Raw genomic sequence first — 13,042 nt, forward strand, 5'->3', positions numbered from 1 at the left:
TAGGGAAGGAGGACACTAATGGCTAATAGTTTTGCAACTAAGTACAACGAAGAAATCGTTCCTGCATTGACCAAGAAGTTTAACTACACTTCAAGCATGCAAGTACCAAAGATCGACAAGATCGTTTTGAACATGGGTGTTGGTGACGCCGTTGCCAACGCAAAGAACCTGGACGAAGCTGTTGAAGAATTGACTCTGATCTCTGGCCAAAAGCCAATGATTACCAAGGCCAAGAAGTCAATCGCCAACTTCCGTTTGCGTGAAGGTATGTCTATCGGTGCTAAGGTTACCCTTAGAGGCGACAGAATGTACGACTTCCTGAACAAGCTGATCAACGTATCTCTTCCACGTGTTCGTGACTTCCGCGGTGTTTCAACTCGTTCATTTGACGGCCGGGGCAACTACACTCTGGGTGTTAAGGAACAATTGATCTTCCCAGAAATCGACTTCGATAAGGTTAACCGCACTAGAGGTTTGGATATCGTTATCGTAACTACTGCGCAAACTGATGAAGAAGCTCGTGAACTTTTGACTCAATTTGGCATGCCATTTGCTAAGTAATTTGGAGGACATACATGGCTAAGACATCACAAAAGGTAAGAAATCTCCGTCCTGCAAAGTTTTCTTCACGTGAATACACTCGCTGCGAACGTTGTGGGCGTCCACACTCTGTTTACCGCAAGTTTGGTTTGTGCCGCATTTGCCTGAAGGAATTGGGACACAAAGGTCAAATTCCTGGTCTTAAGAAGGCCAGCTGGTAAATCGGTAAGGAGGATAGCATAGATGGTATTGACTGACCCAATCGCAGACTTTTTGACTAGAATCAGAAACGCCAACATGGCTAAGCACGATTCAGTAGAAATTCCTGCATCAAACATTAAGAAGTCACTTACAGAAATCTTGAAGCAAGAAGGTTTCATCCGTGACTACGAAGTAACTGAAGATGGTAAGCAAGGCGTAATCAAGATTACCTTGAAGTACGGTCCAAACGGTGAACGTGTTATCTCCGGTTTGAAGCGTATCTCCAAGCCAGGCTTGAGAAACTACGTTTCGGCTGACAACCTGCCAAAGGTTCTGAACGGTTTAGGTATCGCCATTGTTTCTACTTCAGCTGGTATCCTTACCGACAAGGAAGCTAGAGAAAAGAACGTCGGCGGCGAAGTTATCGCTTACGTTTGGTAATTCTGACAGGAAGGAGAACAATTAATGAGCCGTATTGGTTTAAAGGTAATTAACGTCCCTGAAAGTGTCACTGTTACCAAGAATGGTAATGAAATTACTGTTAAGGGCCCAAAGGGTGAATTGACTAGGGAATTCGACCCACGCATCAAGTTCGAACAAGAAGACGGAGTAATCCGCTTCAGCCGTTCAAACGAAAATGACAAGGCTATCCACGGCACTATGAGAGCCAACTTGGCTAACATGATCGAAGGTGTCGTAAATGGCTACAAAAAGGAATTGAAGCTGATCGGTGTTGGTTACCGTGCAGTTGCCAAGAACAATGTCTTGACTCTGAACGTTGGCTACTCACACCCAGTTGAAATGAAGGCCCCAGAAGGCGTTACTGTGACTACCTCATCAGCAACTGACGTTACTATTGAAGGTATCTCAAAGCAAGTAGTCGGCCAATTTGCTGCGGAAATTCGTGCCGTACGTTCACCTGAACCTTACAAGGGTAAGGGTATCCGTTACGCTGATGAAGTCGTTCGCCGCAAGGAAGGTAAGACTGGTAAGTAATAGAAAATAAATTTTGAGGTGAAATTGTGATTTCAAAACCAGATAAAAACAAGTTGCGCTTAAAGCGCCACAGACGTGTTCGCGGTAAGATTTCTGGTACTGCTGAGCGCCCACGCTTGAGTGTTTTCCGTTCAAACACTAACATCTACGCTCAATTGATTGATGACGTAGCGGGTGTCACGCTTGCAAGTGCCTCAACTTTAGATAAGTCCGTTTCAAAGGATGCTACCAAGGTGGAACAAGCTCAAGCAGTTGGCAAGGCCATTGCTGAAGCTGGTAAGGCCAAGGGCATCACTGAAGTTGTCTTCGACAGAGGTGGTTACATCTACCACGGTCGTGTAAAAGCTTTGGCTGACGCAGCTCGTGAAAACGGCTTAGAATTCTAGGAAAGGAGATTAACATATGGCAAACCGAAACGATTCAAAAAATCGTAGAAACAAGGACGACATCGAAGATCAATTGGTCGCTATCAACCGGATTACCAAGGTTGTTAAGGGTGGTCGCCGTCAAAGATTTGCTGCCTTAGTTGTCGTTGGTGACAAGAAGGGTCACGTTGGCTTTGGTACTGGTAAGGCAACTGAAGTTCCAGAAGCTATCCGTAAAGCAGTCGAAGCCGGCAAGAAGAACATGATCTCAGTTCCAACTGTTGGTACTACTATTCCTCACGAAGTACTTGGCCACTACGGCTCAGGTAACGTTCTGCTTAAGCCAGCTGAAGCCGGTTCAGGTATTGCAGCTGGTGGTGCCGTACGTATCGTTATGGACATGGCTGGTATCGATGACGTTACTTCCAAGTCTTTGGGTTCAAACACTCCAATCAACGTTATCCGGGCCACTATCGATGGTCTGCAAAAGTTGAAGACTCGCGAAGACGTTCTGAAGCTTCGTGAATCAGCTAAGAGCTTGCAAGATTAGGGAGATTATAGATGACAGATTTAAAGATTACTTTAATTAGAAGTGTTGCCCACCGTCTGCCTGAACAAAGAAAAGTTGTTAAAGCTCTCGGCTTAGGCAAGATCAACAGTACTGTTGTCCAACCAGACAACGCTGCAACTCGTGGCGCGCTGATGAAAATCGCTCACTTAATTTCTGTTGAAGAAGTTAACAAATAAATCAAGGAGGGTCCAATTTAATGAAACTTAATGAATTACACCCATCCGAAGGTTCACGCCACGCTAGAAAGCGTGTCGGCCGTGGTACTTCAAGTGGCTTCGGTAAGACTTCAGGTCGTGGTCAAAAGGGTCAACACGCACGTTCCGGCGGTAACACCCGTTTAGGTTTTGAAGGTGGTCAAATGCCATTGTTCAGAACTATGCCTAAGCGTGGTTTCAAGAACATCAACCGCAAGGAATACGCAATTGTTAACCTTGCAGATTTGAACAAGTTCGAAGAAGGCAGCGTAGTTGACTTCGAAGCTTTGAAGGCTAAGGGCTTGGTTAAGAAGCAATTGTCAGGTGTCAAGGTACTTGGCAACGGCGACTTGAACGTTAAGTTGACTGTAAAGGTTAACAAGGTTTCTGAAGCTGCTAAAAGCGCGATCGAAGCAGCTGGTGGCACTGTAGAGGTGATCTAATGTTTTCAACCTTGAAGAACGCCTTCAAGGATAAGGAAATTAGAAATAAGCTTTTCTATACTTTGTTTATCCTTGTAATTTACCGACTTGGTGCAAATATTATAGTTCCGGGGATAAATGCGAAGGCTCTGACAACAGTTGCTAATACGGGACTTGTTTCCGTGTTAGATACGGTTTCCGGTGGTGGCTTGGACAACTACTCCATCTTCTCATTGGGGGTATCACCATATATCACTGCGCAAATTGTTATCCAACTGTTGCAGATGGACATCGTACCAACGCTTGTCGAATGGGGCAAGCAAGGGGAAGTTGGCCGGCGCAAAACCAACCAGGTTACCCGGTATTTAACGCTGTTTGTTGCTTTTGTCCAGAGTGTGGGAATTACATTAGGTTTTAACGCCTTGTCTTCCTTCGGTCTGGTTAAGACTCAAACTTGGCAAACCTACTTCGAAATCGGTATGATCATGACAGCTGGTACCTTCCTGTTAACTTGGCTGGGTGATGAAATTACCGATAAGGGTTTAGGCAATGGGATTTCAGTAATTATCTTTGCTGGGATCATTGCCCGTCTGCCAGGCGGACTTTACCAAGTCTTCCAAGATCAGGTGATCAACAACAGTGCAAGTGATCGCTGGCAAGGAGTTGCGTTCTTCGTTGCGCTTATTGTCGCAATTTTATTGGTAACGAAATTCGTTACCTGGGTTGAACAAGCTGATCGTCGTATTCCGATTCAATATACGAGAAGAGCGACGATCAGTGGATCAGAAAGTTTTCTACCATTAAAGGTTAACGTCTCCGGCGTTATTCCAGTTATCTTCGCCAGTTCGTTCATCGTTACGCCAGCCACGATTTTGATGGCTTTCCAAGGCAAGTACGGCGACACGACTTGGTATCAGGTCTTATCGAATATCTTTAGCTTGCAGACGACCCCTGGTGCAATTATCTACACCCTTTTGATCATTCTATTTACTTTCTTCTATGCCTTCGTTCAGGTAAATCCTGAGAAGCTGGCGGAAAACTTACAAAAGCAGGGTGCATATATTCCTAGCGTGTGGCCAGGTAAGGACACTGAGAAATATATGAGTTCAATGTTGCTGAAGCTTTCAACGGTCGGGTCCGTATATCTGGGGTTGGTTGCTTTGCTTCCACAGCTTGCAACCAACATCTGGGACCTGCCAAGTTCAATTGGCTTGGGTGGGACCAGCTTGTTGATTGTTATCGGGGTTGTTCTGGAATTGTCACGGCAAATCAACGGTTTGTTGATGAAGCGTGAATATGCCGGATTTATTAGATAGGTGAAAAAATATGATTAATTTGATTCTTCTTGGTCTGCCAGGCGCAGGCAAGGGTACTGCATCTGAACAAATCGTTGACAAGTATCACTTGGCTCACATTTCAACCGGTGATATGTTTAGAGAAGCTATGGCTAACAAGACTCCAGTAGGCTTGGAAGCCAAGTCTTACATCGACAAGGGCGATTTGGTTCCAGACGAAGTAACTGCTAAGTTGGTTGAAGAACGTCTCGGTCAAGACGACGTTAAGAATGGTTTCATTCTTGACGGTTTCCCGAGAACGACTAACCAGGCAGAATTGCTCGACGAAATCACTACCCGCTTGAACAAGCAGCTGACCAACGTCATCGCAATCGATGTCAAGGAAGAGACTTTAATCGATCGTTTATCTGCACGGTTCATGTGCAAGAATTGCGGCGCAACTTACAACAAGTTCTCAAAGAAACCTAAGGTCGAAGGGACTTGCGACCGCTGCGGCGGCCACGAGTTCTATCAACGTGAAGACGACAAGCCTGAAGTTGTCAAGAACCGGCTGGAAGTTAACGAAAAGATGAACGCTCCATTGAAGGAGTACTATGACAAGAAGGGCTTGCTCGCTACTGTAAACGGCGAACAAGCACCTGAAAAAGTTTTTGCAGATATCGACGCTATCCTGAGCAAGGATTAGCCAAAAGAATTTGCAAATTTTTTCGAACATGTTATAATTTCGAAGTATGACTGTTTTGATTGCGGAGGGGCAACTTTGGCAAAAGATGATGTCATTGAAGTAGAAGGTAAGGTAGTTGATACCTTACCTAATGCTATGTTTAAAGTCGAATTGGAAAACGGTGCCACTATTTTGGCTCACGTTTCCGGCAAGATCAGAATGCACTACATTCGGATCCTGCCTGGCGACCGGGTCACTGTGGAGCTGTCTCCATATGACTTGACTAAAGGTAGAATTACGTATCGGTTTATTAAATAAAAACGGAGGCAAACATGAAGGTTAGACCATCTGTTAAGCCAATGTGCGAACATTGCAAGGTCATTAAGAGACATGGTCGTGTTATGGTTATTTGCCCTGCAAATCCAAAGCACAAGCAACGTCAAGGTTAATTTTAGAAAGTAGGAGGTGCATTCTATGGCACGTATCGCTGGTGTTGACTTACCAAGAGATAAAAGAGTTGTTATCGCTTTAACTTACATTTACGGTATCGGTGAACACACTGCACGAGAAATCTGTGCAGCAGCCGGTGTATCTGAAGACATTCGTTCAAAGGACTTGACCCCAGAACAACAAGAAAAGCTTCGTGCAGAAGTCGACAAGTACCGTGTTGAAGGTGACTTGCGTCGTGAAGTAAGCATGAACATTAAGCGTCTTGTTGATATCGGTTCATACCGTGGTATCCGTCACCGTCGCGGTCTTCCAGTTCGTGGTCAAAACACCAAGAACAACGCACGTACTCGTAAGGGTGCTAAGAGAAGCCGTTAATCCAAAAATAATATAAGGAGGTTTATTGATGCCTGCAAATAAAACTGCTCGTAAGCGTCGTGTGAAGAAGCACGTTGAAAGTGGCGTGGCTCACATTCACTCAACGTTTAACAACACTTTAGTTATGATTACTGACGTTCAAGGTAACGCCGTGGCCTGGTCTTCAGCTGGTGCTTTGGGTTTCAAGGGTAGCCGTAAGTCTACTCCATTTGCTGCGCAAATGGCTGCTGAAGCTGCTGCTAAGAGCGCAATTGACCAAGGTATGAAGCACATCGAAGTATCAGTTAAGGGCCCAGGTTCTGGTCGTGAATCAGCAATTCGTGCTCTGCAAGCTGCTGGTCTGGAAATCACTTCAATCCGTGACGTTACTCCAGTACCTCACAACGGTTCTAGACCACCAAAGCGTCGTCGTGTTTAATAAAATCTTATTTTGAGACGTGCGTTTTGAAAGGGGCCCAGTAATGATTGAATTTAAAAAACCAAATATTACCGTCGTGGATCAAGAAGACAGTTACGGTAAGTTTGTCGTTGAACCGCTGGAGCGTGGGTTTGGTACTACCTTAGGTAATTCACTGCGTCGGGTTTTGCTGACTTCTGTCCCAGGGACCGGTTTGGTGAAGGTGAAGATCGATGGTATCTTGCACGAATTCACTACTGTTCCCGGTGTTAAAGAAGACGTAACCAAGATCATCTTGAACCTGAAGAAGCTTGTACTCCGGGCCTACACTGAAGAAGTAAAGACGATCGAACTCGATGTTGAAGGTCCAGCTACGGTAACTGCTGAAGATTTGAAGGCTGATGCTGATGTTGAAGTCTTGAATCCTGACCAATACATTTGTACCATCGCTCAAGGTGGCCACCTGCACATGTGGATTGATGTCTGCAACGGCCGGGGCTACGTACCAGCCAGCGAAAACAAGTCTGCTGAAATGTCCATCGGCGACATTCCAGTTGACTCACTTTTCTCACCAATCGAAAAGGTCAACTACCAAGTTGAATCAACCCGGGTTGGTAAGAGAGAAGACTTTGACAAGCTTACCCTGGAAATTTGGACAAATGGTTCAATCGCTCCGAATGACGCCCTCAACTTTGCCGCCCGTGTTCTGGTCGAACACTTCAAGGCCTTCGAATCAGCTGACGCTGCTGCCGAAATCGGCGAAGTTATGGTAGAACAGGAGAACGACCAAAAGGAAAAGAAACTCGAAATGACTATCGAGGACCTGGACCTTTCAGTTCGTTCATACAACTGCTTGAAGCGGGCTGGCATCAACACCCTGCAAGACTTGACTGTTAAGTCAGAAGCAGAAATGATGCGGGTACGCAACCTGGGACGTAAATCATTGGAAGAAGTTAAGAATAAATTGGCAGACCTGGGTCTTTCACTTCGTCAAGAAGACTAGTCTGCAATAAAGGAGGCACATTAATGTCATACCGTAAATTAGGTTGGGACAGTAGTCAAAGAAAAGCTATGCTCCGTGAAATGACTACCCAATTGATCATTAACGAACGCATCGTCACTACTGAAGCTCGCGCTAAGGAAGTACGTCGCACTGCTGAAAAGATGATCACTTTGGGCAAGCGCGGTGACTTGGCTGCAAGAAGAAAGGCTGCTGCTTTTGTACGTAACGAAATCGCTGATATCCACGAAGAAGGCGACGAAGTAGTTGTTAAGTCAGCACTTCAAAAGCTCTTCAGCGACGTAGCTCCTCGTTACAAGGACCGTAACGGTGGTTACACCCGGATCATGAAGCTGGCAGTTCCTCGTAAGGGTGACGCAGCTCCTATGGTAGTTTTGGAATTGGTTTAATTCTCAAGCTGCAAATTTAATACTTTTTGAAATTATTCATGAAAGTGAGAATAAGCGCGATGATGATGGGGAAACCTTAGTCTAGCTTAGATGGTTCGATATCATCCCTCTTCATGGATGATTTTTTTTTGCGCTTTTTTACCCTGGCTTGATACAATAGAAGGAAATGACCAAATAGGTGGTGACGCGATGAGCGACAATATTATTTCTTTTGACCATGTGACTTTTACTTACCCGGACAGCCCGCGGCCAGCTGTGTCTGACCTCTCTTTTGCGATTGAGCGGGGAAGCTGGACGGCGCTGATCGGGCATAACGGCAGCGGCAAGTCAACGGTCTCTAAATTGATCAATGGCCTGCTGGCCCCAGATGATTTGGATAAGTCCTCTATTACAGTTGACGGGGTCAAGCTGGGGGCTGACACGGTTTGGGAAGTCAGAGAGAAGGTCGGCATTGTCTTCCAGAATCCTGACAACCAGTTTGTCGGGGCCACGGTCAGTGACGATGTTGCTTTTGGCTTGGAGAACCGGGCAGTGCCCCGGCCGGAAATGCTGAAAATCGTCGCTCAGGCGGTCGCTGACGTTGGTATGGCTGATTATGCTGACAGCGAGCCCAGCAACCTCTCAGGGGGGCAGAAACAGCGCGTAGCGATCGCCGGCATCCTAGCAGTCAAGCCCCAGGTCATCATCCTGGATGAATCGACCTCCATGCTGGACCCGGAAGGCAAGGAGCAGATCTTGGACCTGGTTCGGAAGATCAAGGAAGACAATAACTTGACGGTTATTTCCATCACCCACGACCTGGAAGAAGCCGCGGGGGCTGACCAGGTTTTGGTATTAGACGACGGCCAGCTGCTAGACCAAGGTAAGCCGGAGGAAATTTTTTCCAAGGTGGAGATGCTGGAGCGGATCGGCCTGGATATTCCCTTTGTCTACCGGCTTAAGCAGCTCTTGAAGGAACGGGGGATTGTGCTCCCGGATGAAATTGATGATGAGGAAAAGTTGGTTCAGAGCTTATGGCAATTAAATTCGAAAATGTAAGTTATGTCTACAGCCCTGGCTCACCGCTGGAGGCGATCGGCCTGGACCAGCTGAATTTCAGCCTGGAAGAGGGGAAGTTCATCGCTCTGGTTGGCCATACGGGCAGCGGCAAGTCGACCCTAATGCAGCACTTTAACGCGCTGTTAAAGCCCACCAGTGGCAAGATCGAAATCGCGGGCTACACCATCACCCCGGAGACTGGCAACAAGGGCTTGAAGGACCTGCGCCGCAAGGTGAGCCTGGCCTTTCAGTTTCCAGAGGCCCAGCTCTTCGAAAACACGGTTCTAAAGGACGTTGAGTATGGGCCAAGGAACTTTGGCTTCAGTGAAGATGAGGCCCGTGAGGCGGCCTTAAAATGGCTTAAAAAGGTGGGTCTGAAAGATGACTTGATTGAGCATTCGCCATTCGACCTGTCCGGCGGGCAGATGCGGCGGGTGGCCCTGGCTGGGGTTTTGGCCTATGAGCCGGAGATCATCTGTTTAGATGAGCCGGCAGCTGGCTTGGACCCAATGGGGCGGCTGGAAATGATGCAGCTGTTTAAGGACTATCAGGCAGCCGGGCATACGGTGATTTTGGTAACCCACAACATGGATGACGTGGCAGATTACGCCGACGACGTCCTGGTTTTGGAGCATGGCCGCTTGATCAAGCATGCCAGCCCTAAGGAAGTCTTCAAAGACAGTGAATGGCTGCAAAAACACCACCTGGCTGAACCCCGCAGCGCCCGTTTTGCCGCAAAACTTGAGGCGGCTGGCTTAAAGCTGCCGGGCCAGCCTTTAACCATGCCGGAGCTGGCGGACGCGATCAAGCAAAGCTTGAAGGGGGGAGAGCATGAGTAAGATTATTATCGGCCGCTACCTGCCGGGGACGACCTTTGTCTACCGGGTAGACCCGCGGGCCAAGCTGCTGACGACTTTTTACTTTATCATCATGATCTTCTTGGCCAATAACTGGGTCAGCTATCTGGTGATCAGTATCTTCGGCCTGGCCTGCGTTTTCGCGACGGGACTGAAGGCCAGAGTTTTTTGGGACGGAGTCAAGCCAATGATTTGGCTGATTGTTTTCACCTCCCTTCTGCAGACCTTCTTCATGGCCGGTGGAAAAGTCTACTGGCACTGGTGGATATTTACCCTGTCCAGCGAGGGTTTGATCAATGGTTTGTACGTTTTCATCCGTTTTGCCATGATCATTCTGGTGTCAACAGTGATGACGGTGACGACCAAGCCCCTGGAAATCGCGGATGCCATGGAATGGATGCTGACGCCGCTCAAGCTCTTCAAGGTCAACGTGGGCATGATTAGTTTGGTGATTTCGATCGCCCTGCGCTTCGTGCCGACCTTGTTTGACCAGACGGTCAAGATCATGAATGCCCAGCGGTCCCGGGGTGCCGACTTTAACGACGGTGGCCTGGTCAAGCGGGCCAAGTCAGTTGTCCCGATGCTGGTGCCGCTTTTTATCGATTCTCTGGAAGTGGCCCTGGACTTGTCCACAGCCATGGAATCCCGGGGCTACAAGGGCAGTGAAGGCCGGACCCGCTACCGGATCCTGGAATGGAGTAAGGTGGACTTGATTCCAGCAGCCTACTGCCTGCTGTTGACAATTTTGATGATCACGACAAGGAAGCATTGATGACGAGCAGATACAAATTGACATTGTCCTATGACGGCCATGACTTTCATGGCTTCCAGTCCCAGCCGGGGCAAAGAACGATTCAAGGGACGGTAGAGGAGATTCTCAAGCGGATGACTAAGGGCCAGGAGGTCCGGGTCTTCGGGTCAGGCCGGACTGATGCCGGAGTCCACTCAGTCGGGCAGGTAATCCACTTTGACTATCCAGGCAGGGAAATTCCGGCAGCCAACATGATCAAGGCCCTAAATTCCCAGCTGCCGATGGATATGGTTTTTACTGACTGTGAAATTGTGGATAAAGATTTCCACTCCCGTTTTTCCGTCAAGGGGAAGTGGTACCGCTACCGGGTCAGCCTGGACGGCTTCGTAAACCCCTTTAAGCGTTTTTACACAGGACACTACCCATATCCGGTAGATGTGGAAAAGATGCAAGAAGCCGCCAAGGACCTCCTGGGCCGGCATGATTTTACCAGTTTCGCGGCCAGCGGCGGGCAGATTGAGGATAAAGTCCGGGACATGTACTATGTCAACGTGGCCCTGGATGAAGAAAACAACGAAATGATCATGGACTTTATCGCGACCGGCTTTTTGTACAACATGGTCCGGATCCTGGTGGCCACCTTGCTGGAGATCGGCAATGGCCGCCGGCCGGTGCACGACTTAAAGCGGGTGATCGCGGCCAAGAACCGGCTGGAGGTCCAGCAGACCGCCCAGGCCTGCGGCTTGTACCTCTACCATGTCTTTTACGAGGAAGTGCCAAGAAAATATCGGCTCGACCTTGATTTATAATTGACATTTTGGTATTTAGGACATATGATATAAGGGTATGTTTGTCCACGGTAGGCCCCGGAAACTTATTGTATTCAAACTACGAATTAAACGGAGGAATTTACATTGCGTACTACACCATTAGCAAAGACTAGTGAAATTGAACGTAAGTGGTACTTGATTGACGCTACTGATGTTTCATTGGGCCGTCTTTCAACTGCTGTTGCTACTATCCTTAGAGGTAAGAACAAGCCTCAATTTACCCCAAACGTTGACACTGGTGACAACGTCATCATCGTTAACGCTTCTAAGTTAAAGCTGACTGGTAAGAAGGCAACTGACAAGATCTACTACCACCACTCAGAATACCGTGGCGGCTTGAAGTCTGTATCAGCTGGCGAATTGCTTGCCAAGAACCCTGTTAAATTGGTTGAATTGTCAGTTAAGGGTATGCTTCCAAAGAACACTCTTGGCCACCAAGAATTCTTGAAGATGCACGTTTATGCTGGTGAAGAACACAAGCACGAAGCGCAAAAGCCTGAAAAGTTAGACATTAACAATTTGATCTAGGAGGTAGTTTAGATGGCACAACAAGCTGCATATGCAGGTACTGGTCGTCGTAAGGACGCCGTAGCTCGCGTTCGTTTAGTACCAGGCGATGGTAAGATCACTGTTAACAACAAGGATGTTGCTGACTACATTCCATTGCCAATCTTGGTTAAGGACCTTAAGCAACCTTTGACTTTGACTGAAACTGAAGGCCAATACGACGTTATCATTAACGTTAACGGTGGTGGTTTCTCAGGTCAAGCCGGCGCGATCCGTCATGGTATCGCCCGTGCCCTTCTTGAAGTAGACCCAGACTTCCGTGGTCCACTGAAGAAGGCCGGCTTCTTGACTCGTGACCCAAGAATGAAGGAAAGAAAGAAGCCAGGTCTGAAGAAGGCCCGCAAGGCTTCACAATTCTCAAAGCGTTAATCTGGATCGTCAAGAACGGCATCAGATCAGCGGTTTCGAGACTTCAAATGGTCACATATGGTCACAACAGATCATATCGAATCCAAGAGATTTAAAGCATCAGCATCTTGCTGGTGCTTTTTTTCTGCATCAATTTCAGATAATGTTTTTCAGTAGAAACGTGGGTATCTCTTAAGCCATGAAATGTGCTTGTAGGGATGCCCTTTTTTAGCTGTTACTTGTATTTTTGCTTAGTGGGGGTAAAATTGATATGAAATTAAAGGAAAATGCTTACATTATATAAAACGGGAGTATAAAAAGTGCGATGAAAAAAATCTTGACTAGTAAAGTTGCCAGAAGCATATTAGCGTTTATATTTATATTTTTTACGGGGTGGTCTGCCGCAAGATTAACGGTACGGACAGAAAGGTCTAATTCGACATATGACTACTTGATTTTAGGAGGGTTTAGTCTGCTTTTAGGTGTTTTGGAACTCTATAGATTAATGAATAGTAAGTAATCTATAGATCAAAATATAATGTAATGAACAGTGGAGTTTTGCCCATGAATTATGACAATGCCGTTGATCTTATTGACCACTTGATTGACCAGCAATCAGACAAGTATTTTGCTGATTTTGTTCCGTTTACTTTTCAAAATGAAGATTATGCAGAACTAGAGATGTATTTAAACGTACACTTTAAGCCGCGATTTTCAGAAAAATAAAATTTATTGCCTTCGCGCTGATGTACCAGCACGAGTCATATGTCT

23 protein-coding genes and 1 pseudogene are annotated in these 13,042 nt (G+C 46.9%); 23 read left to right on the top strand and 1 reads right to left on the bottom strand.

Translation table 11 applies throughout. The features are described from left to right. Positions 1 to 18 precede the first annotated feature (18 nt). The 22 genes from rplE (at position 19) to rpsI (ending at position 12,292) form a co-directional block, all read left to right on the top strand. Positions 19 to 561, top strand: coding sequence for a 50S ribosomal protein L5 (rplE, locus tag DS743_RS05565; RefSeq protein ID WP_002878193.1), 543 nt, complete (start codon positions 19 to 21; stop codon positions 559 to 561). Between the two features lie 14 nt (positions 562 to 575). Further along, the gene (locus DS743_RS05570; RefSeq protein WP_072544241.1) at positions 576 to 761 is read left to right on the top strand and encodes a type Z 30S ribosomal protein S14; all 186 of its coding nucleotides are present in this window, start codon (positions 576 to 578) and stop codon (positions 759 to 761) included. Positions 762 to 783: 22 nt separating this feature from the next. Next, complete coding sequence (gene rpsH, locus DS743_RS05575) at positions 784 to 1,182, top strand: 30S ribosomal protein S8 (protein ID WP_002878190.1); 399 nt, start codon at positions 784 to 786, stop codon at positions 1,180 to 1,182. 24 nt (positions 1,183 to 1,206) lie between these two features. Then, positions 1,207 to 1,737 (top strand): 50S ribosomal protein L6, encoded by a 531-nt coding sequence (gene rplF / locus DS743_RS05580; protein ID WP_002878187.1) that lies wholly within the window; start codon positions 1,207 to 1,209, stop codon positions 1,735 to 1,737. Positions 1,738 to 1,763: 26 nt separating this feature from the next. Next, a complete protein-coding gene (gene rplR, locus DS743_RS05585; protein ID WP_002878185.1) occupies positions 1,764 to 2,123 on the top strand; it encodes a 50S ribosomal protein L18 in 360 nt (119 codons plus the stop codon). Positions 2,124 to 2,139: 16 nt separating this feature from the next. Then, a complete protein-coding gene (gene rpsE / locus DS743_RS05590) occupies positions 2,140 to 2,652 on the top strand; it encodes a 30S ribosomal protein S5 (protein WP_002878184.1) in 513 nt (170 codons plus the stop codon). 11 nt (positions 2,653 to 2,663) lie between these two features. After that, entirely contained in the window at positions 2,664 to 2,849 is a 186-nt protein-coding gene (gene rpmD, locus DS743_RS05595) for a 50S ribosomal protein L30 (protein ID WP_002878183.1), read from the top strand. A gap of 20 nt (positions 2,850 to 2,869) precedes the next feature. Continuing rightward, on the top strand, positions 2,870 to 3,310 hold the full coding sequence (gene rplO / locus DS743_RS05600) for a 50S ribosomal protein L15 (RefSeq protein ID WP_002878182.1): 441 nt from the start codon (positions 2,870 to 2,872) through the stop codon (positions 3,308 to 3,310). Next, complete coding sequence (gene secY / locus DS743_RS05605) at positions 3,310 to 4,605, top strand: preprotein translocase subunit SecY (RefSeq protein WP_035183846.1); 1,296 nt, start codon at positions 3,310 to 3,312, stop codon at positions 4,603 to 4,605. Before rplO ends, secY begins: the two co-directional genes overlap by 1 nt. 10 nt (positions 4,606 to 4,615) lie before the next feature. Beyond that, complete coding sequence (locus DS743_RS05610; protein ID WP_002878179.1) at positions 4,616 to 5,269, top strand: adenylate kinase; 654 nt, start codon at positions 4,616 to 4,618, stop codon at positions 5,267 to 5,269. A gap of 75 nt (positions 5,270 to 5,344) precedes the next feature. Further along, positions 5,345 to 5,566 (top strand): translation initiation factor IF-1, encoded by a 222-nt coding sequence (gene infA, locus DS743_RS05615; protein WP_002878178.1) that lies wholly within the window; start codon positions 5,345 to 5,347, stop codon positions 5,564 to 5,566. Positions 5,567 to 5,580: 14 nt separating this feature from the next. Further along, a complete protein-coding gene (rpmJ, locus tag DS743_RS05620) occupies positions 5,581 to 5,697 on the top strand; it encodes a 50S ribosomal protein L36 (RefSeq protein ID WP_002878160.1) in 117 nt (38 codons plus the stop codon). 25 nt (positions 5,698 to 5,722) lie between these two features. After that, positions 5,723 to 6,073 (top strand): 30S ribosomal protein S13, encoded by a 351-nt coding sequence (gene rpsM / locus DS743_RS05625; protein ID WP_013439115.1) that lies wholly within the window; start codon positions 5,723 to 5,725, stop codon positions 6,071 to 6,073. 28 nt (positions 6,074 to 6,101) lie between these two features. Beyond that, entirely contained in the window at positions 6,102 to 6,491 is a 390-nt protein-coding gene (gene rpsK / locus DS743_RS05630; protein WP_002878139.1) for a 30S ribosomal protein S11, read from the top strand. A gap of 43 nt (positions 6,492 to 6,534) precedes the next feature. Continuing rightward, positions 6,535 to 7,473 (top strand): DNA-directed RNA polymerase subunit alpha, encoded by a 939-nt coding sequence (locus DS743_RS05635; protein WP_013439116.1) that lies wholly within the window; start codon positions 6,535 to 6,537, stop codon positions 7,471 to 7,473. Positions 7,474 to 7,496: 23 nt separating this feature from the next. Continuing rightward, positions 7,497 to 7,880 (top strand): 50S ribosomal protein L17, encoded by a 384-nt coding sequence (gene rplQ / locus DS743_RS05640; protein WP_002878136.1) that lies wholly within the window; start codon positions 7,497 to 7,499, stop codon positions 7,878 to 7,880. Positions 7,881 to 8,069: 189 nt separating this feature from the next. Beyond that, positions 8,070 to 8,918 carry an energy-coupling factor ABC transporter ATP-binding protein gene (locus DS743_RS05645; protein ID WP_002878135.1) on the top strand — a complete coding sequence of 283 codons (849 nt, stop codon included), beginning with the start codon at positions 8,070 to 8,072 and terminating at the stop codon, positions 8,916 to 8,918. After that, positions 8,894 to 9,757 carry an energy-coupling factor transporter ATPase gene (locus tag DS743_RS05650; protein ID WP_003613344.1) on the top strand — a complete coding sequence of 288 codons (864 nt, stop codon included), beginning with the start codon at positions 8,894 to 8,896 and terminating at the stop codon, positions 9,755 to 9,757. Before DS743_RS05645 ends, DS743_RS05650 begins: the two co-directional genes overlap by 25 nt. Next, positions 9,750 to 10,547, top strand: a complete 798-nt coding sequence (locus DS743_RS05655; RefSeq protein ID WP_003613308.1) for an energy-coupling factor transporter transmembrane component T family protein — start codon at positions 9,750 to 9,752, stop codon at positions 10,545 to 10,547. The genes DS743_RS05650 and DS743_RS05655 overlap by 8 nt, the downstream gene beginning before the upstream one ends. Beyond that, on the top strand, positions 10,547 to 11,335 hold the full coding sequence (truA, locus tag DS743_RS05660; protein WP_035183844.1) for a tRNA pseudouridine(38-40) synthase TruA: 789 nt from the start codon (positions 10,547 to 10,549) through the stop codon (positions 11,333 to 11,335). Before DS743_RS05655 ends, truA begins: the two co-directional genes overlap by 1 nt. Positions 11,336 to 11,440: 105 nt before the next feature. Next, positions 11,441 to 11,884, top strand: coding sequence for a 50S ribosomal protein L13 (rplM, locus tag DS743_RS05665; RefSeq protein ID WP_003613334.1), 444 nt, complete (start codon positions 11,441 to 11,443; stop codon positions 11,882 to 11,884). A 12-nt stretch (positions 11,885 to 11,896) separates the two neighbouring features. Next, the gene (gene rpsI, locus DS743_RS05670; RefSeq protein WP_002878121.1) at positions 11,897 to 12,292 is read left to right on the top strand and encodes a 30S ribosomal protein S9; all 396 of its coding nucleotides are present in this window, start codon (positions 11,897 to 11,899) and stop codon (positions 12,290 to 12,292) included. A 71-nt stretch (positions 12,293 to 12,363) separates the two neighbouring features. Here rpsI and DS743_RS05675 read toward each other — a convergent pair. Beyond that, a pseudogene (locus tag DS743_RS05675) lies at positions 12,364 to 12,500 on the bottom strand (site-specific integrase); the annotation flags it as partial. Between the two features lie 335 nt (positions 12,501 to 12,835). Here DS743_RS05675 and DS743_RS05680 point away from each other — a divergent pair. Beyond that, a complete protein-coding gene (locus DS743_RS05680) occupies positions 12,836 to 12,997 on the top strand; it encodes a hypothetical protein (protein WP_231128235.1) in 162 nt (53 codons plus the stop codon). Positions 12,998 to 13,042: the final 45 nt, after the last annotated feature.

This window comes from Lactobacillus leichmannii (assembly GCF_024701915.1).
Lineage (GTDB): Bacteria > Bacillota > Bacilli > Lactobacillales > Lactobacillaceae > Lactobacillus > Lactobacillus delbrueckii.

Excerpts from the sequence above, each read along its gene's own strand:
- rplE (WP_002878193.1), top strand. The coding sequence starts at position 19 with ATGGCTAATAGTTTTGCAACTAAGTACAACGAAGAAATCGTTCCTGCA.
- DS743_RS05570 (WP_072544241.1), top strand. The coding sequence starts at position 576 with ATGGCTAAGACATCACAAAAGGTAAGAAATCTCCGTCCTGCAAAGTTT.
- rpsH (WP_002878190.1), top strand. The coding sequence starts at position 784 with ATGGTATTGACTGACCCAATCGCAGACTTTTTGACTAGAATCAGAAAC.
- rplF (WP_002878187.1), top strand. The coding sequence starts at position 1,207 with ATGAGCCGTATTGGTTTAAAGGTAATTAACGTCCCTGAAAGTGTCACT.
- rpsE (WP_002878184.1), top strand. The coding sequence starts at position 2,140 with ATGGCAAACCGAAACGATTCAAAAAATCGTAGAAACAAGGACGACATC.
- rpmD (WP_002878183.1), top strand. The coding sequence starts at position 2,664 with ATGACAGATTTAAAGATTACTTTAATTAGAAGTGTTGCCCACCGTCTG.
- rplO (WP_002878182.1), top strand. The coding sequence starts at position 2,870 with ATGAAACTTAATGAATTACACCCATCCGAAGGTTCACGCCACGCTAGA.
- secY (WP_035183846.1), top strand. The coding sequence starts at position 3,310 with ATGTTTTCAACCTTGAAGAACGCCTTCAAGGATAAGGAAATTAGAAAT.
- DS743_RS05610 (WP_002878179.1), top strand. The coding sequence starts at position 4,616 with ATGATTAATTTGATTCTTCTTGGTCTGCCAGGCGCAGGCAAGGGTACT.
- rpmJ (WP_002878160.1), top strand. The coding sequence starts at position 5,581 with ATGAAGGTTAGACCATCTGTTAAGCCAATGTGCGAACATTGCAAGGTC.
- rpsM (WP_013439115.1), top strand. The coding sequence starts at position 5,723 with ATGGCACGTATCGCTGGTGTTGACTTACCAAGAGATAAAAGAGTTGTT.
- rpsK (WP_002878139.1), top strand. The coding sequence starts at position 6,102 with ATGCCTGCAAATAAAACTGCTCGTAAGCGTCGTGTGAAGAAGCACGTT.
- DS743_RS05635 (WP_013439116.1), top strand. The coding sequence starts at position 6,535 with ATGATTGAATTTAAAAAACCAAATATTACCGTCGTGGATCAAGAAGAC.
- rplQ (WP_002878136.1), top strand. The coding sequence starts at position 7,497 with ATGTCATACCGTAAATTAGGTTGGGACAGTAGTCAAAGAAAAGCTATG.
- DS743_RS05645 (WP_002878135.1), top strand. The coding sequence starts at position 8,070 with ATGAGCGACAATATTATTTCTTTTGACCATGTGACTTTTACTTACCCG.
- DS743_RS05650 (WP_003613344.1), top strand. The coding sequence starts at position 8,894 with ATGGCAATTAAATTCGAAAATGTAAGTTATGTCTACAGCCCTGGCTCA.
- DS743_RS05655 (WP_003613308.1), top strand. The coding sequence starts at position 9,750 with ATGAGTAAGATTATTATCGGCCGCTACCTGCCGGGGACGACCTTTGTC.
- truA (WP_035183844.1), top strand. The coding sequence starts at position 10,547 with ATGACGAGCAGATACAAATTGACATTGTCCTATGACGGCCATGACTTT.
- rpsI (WP_002878121.1), top strand. The coding sequence starts at position 11,897 with ATGGCACAACAAGCTGCATATGCAGGTACTGGTCGTCGTAAGGACGCC.
- DS743_RS05680 (WP_231128235.1), top strand. The coding sequence starts at position 12,836 with ATGAATTATGACAATGCCGTTGATCTTATTGACCACTTGATTGACCAG.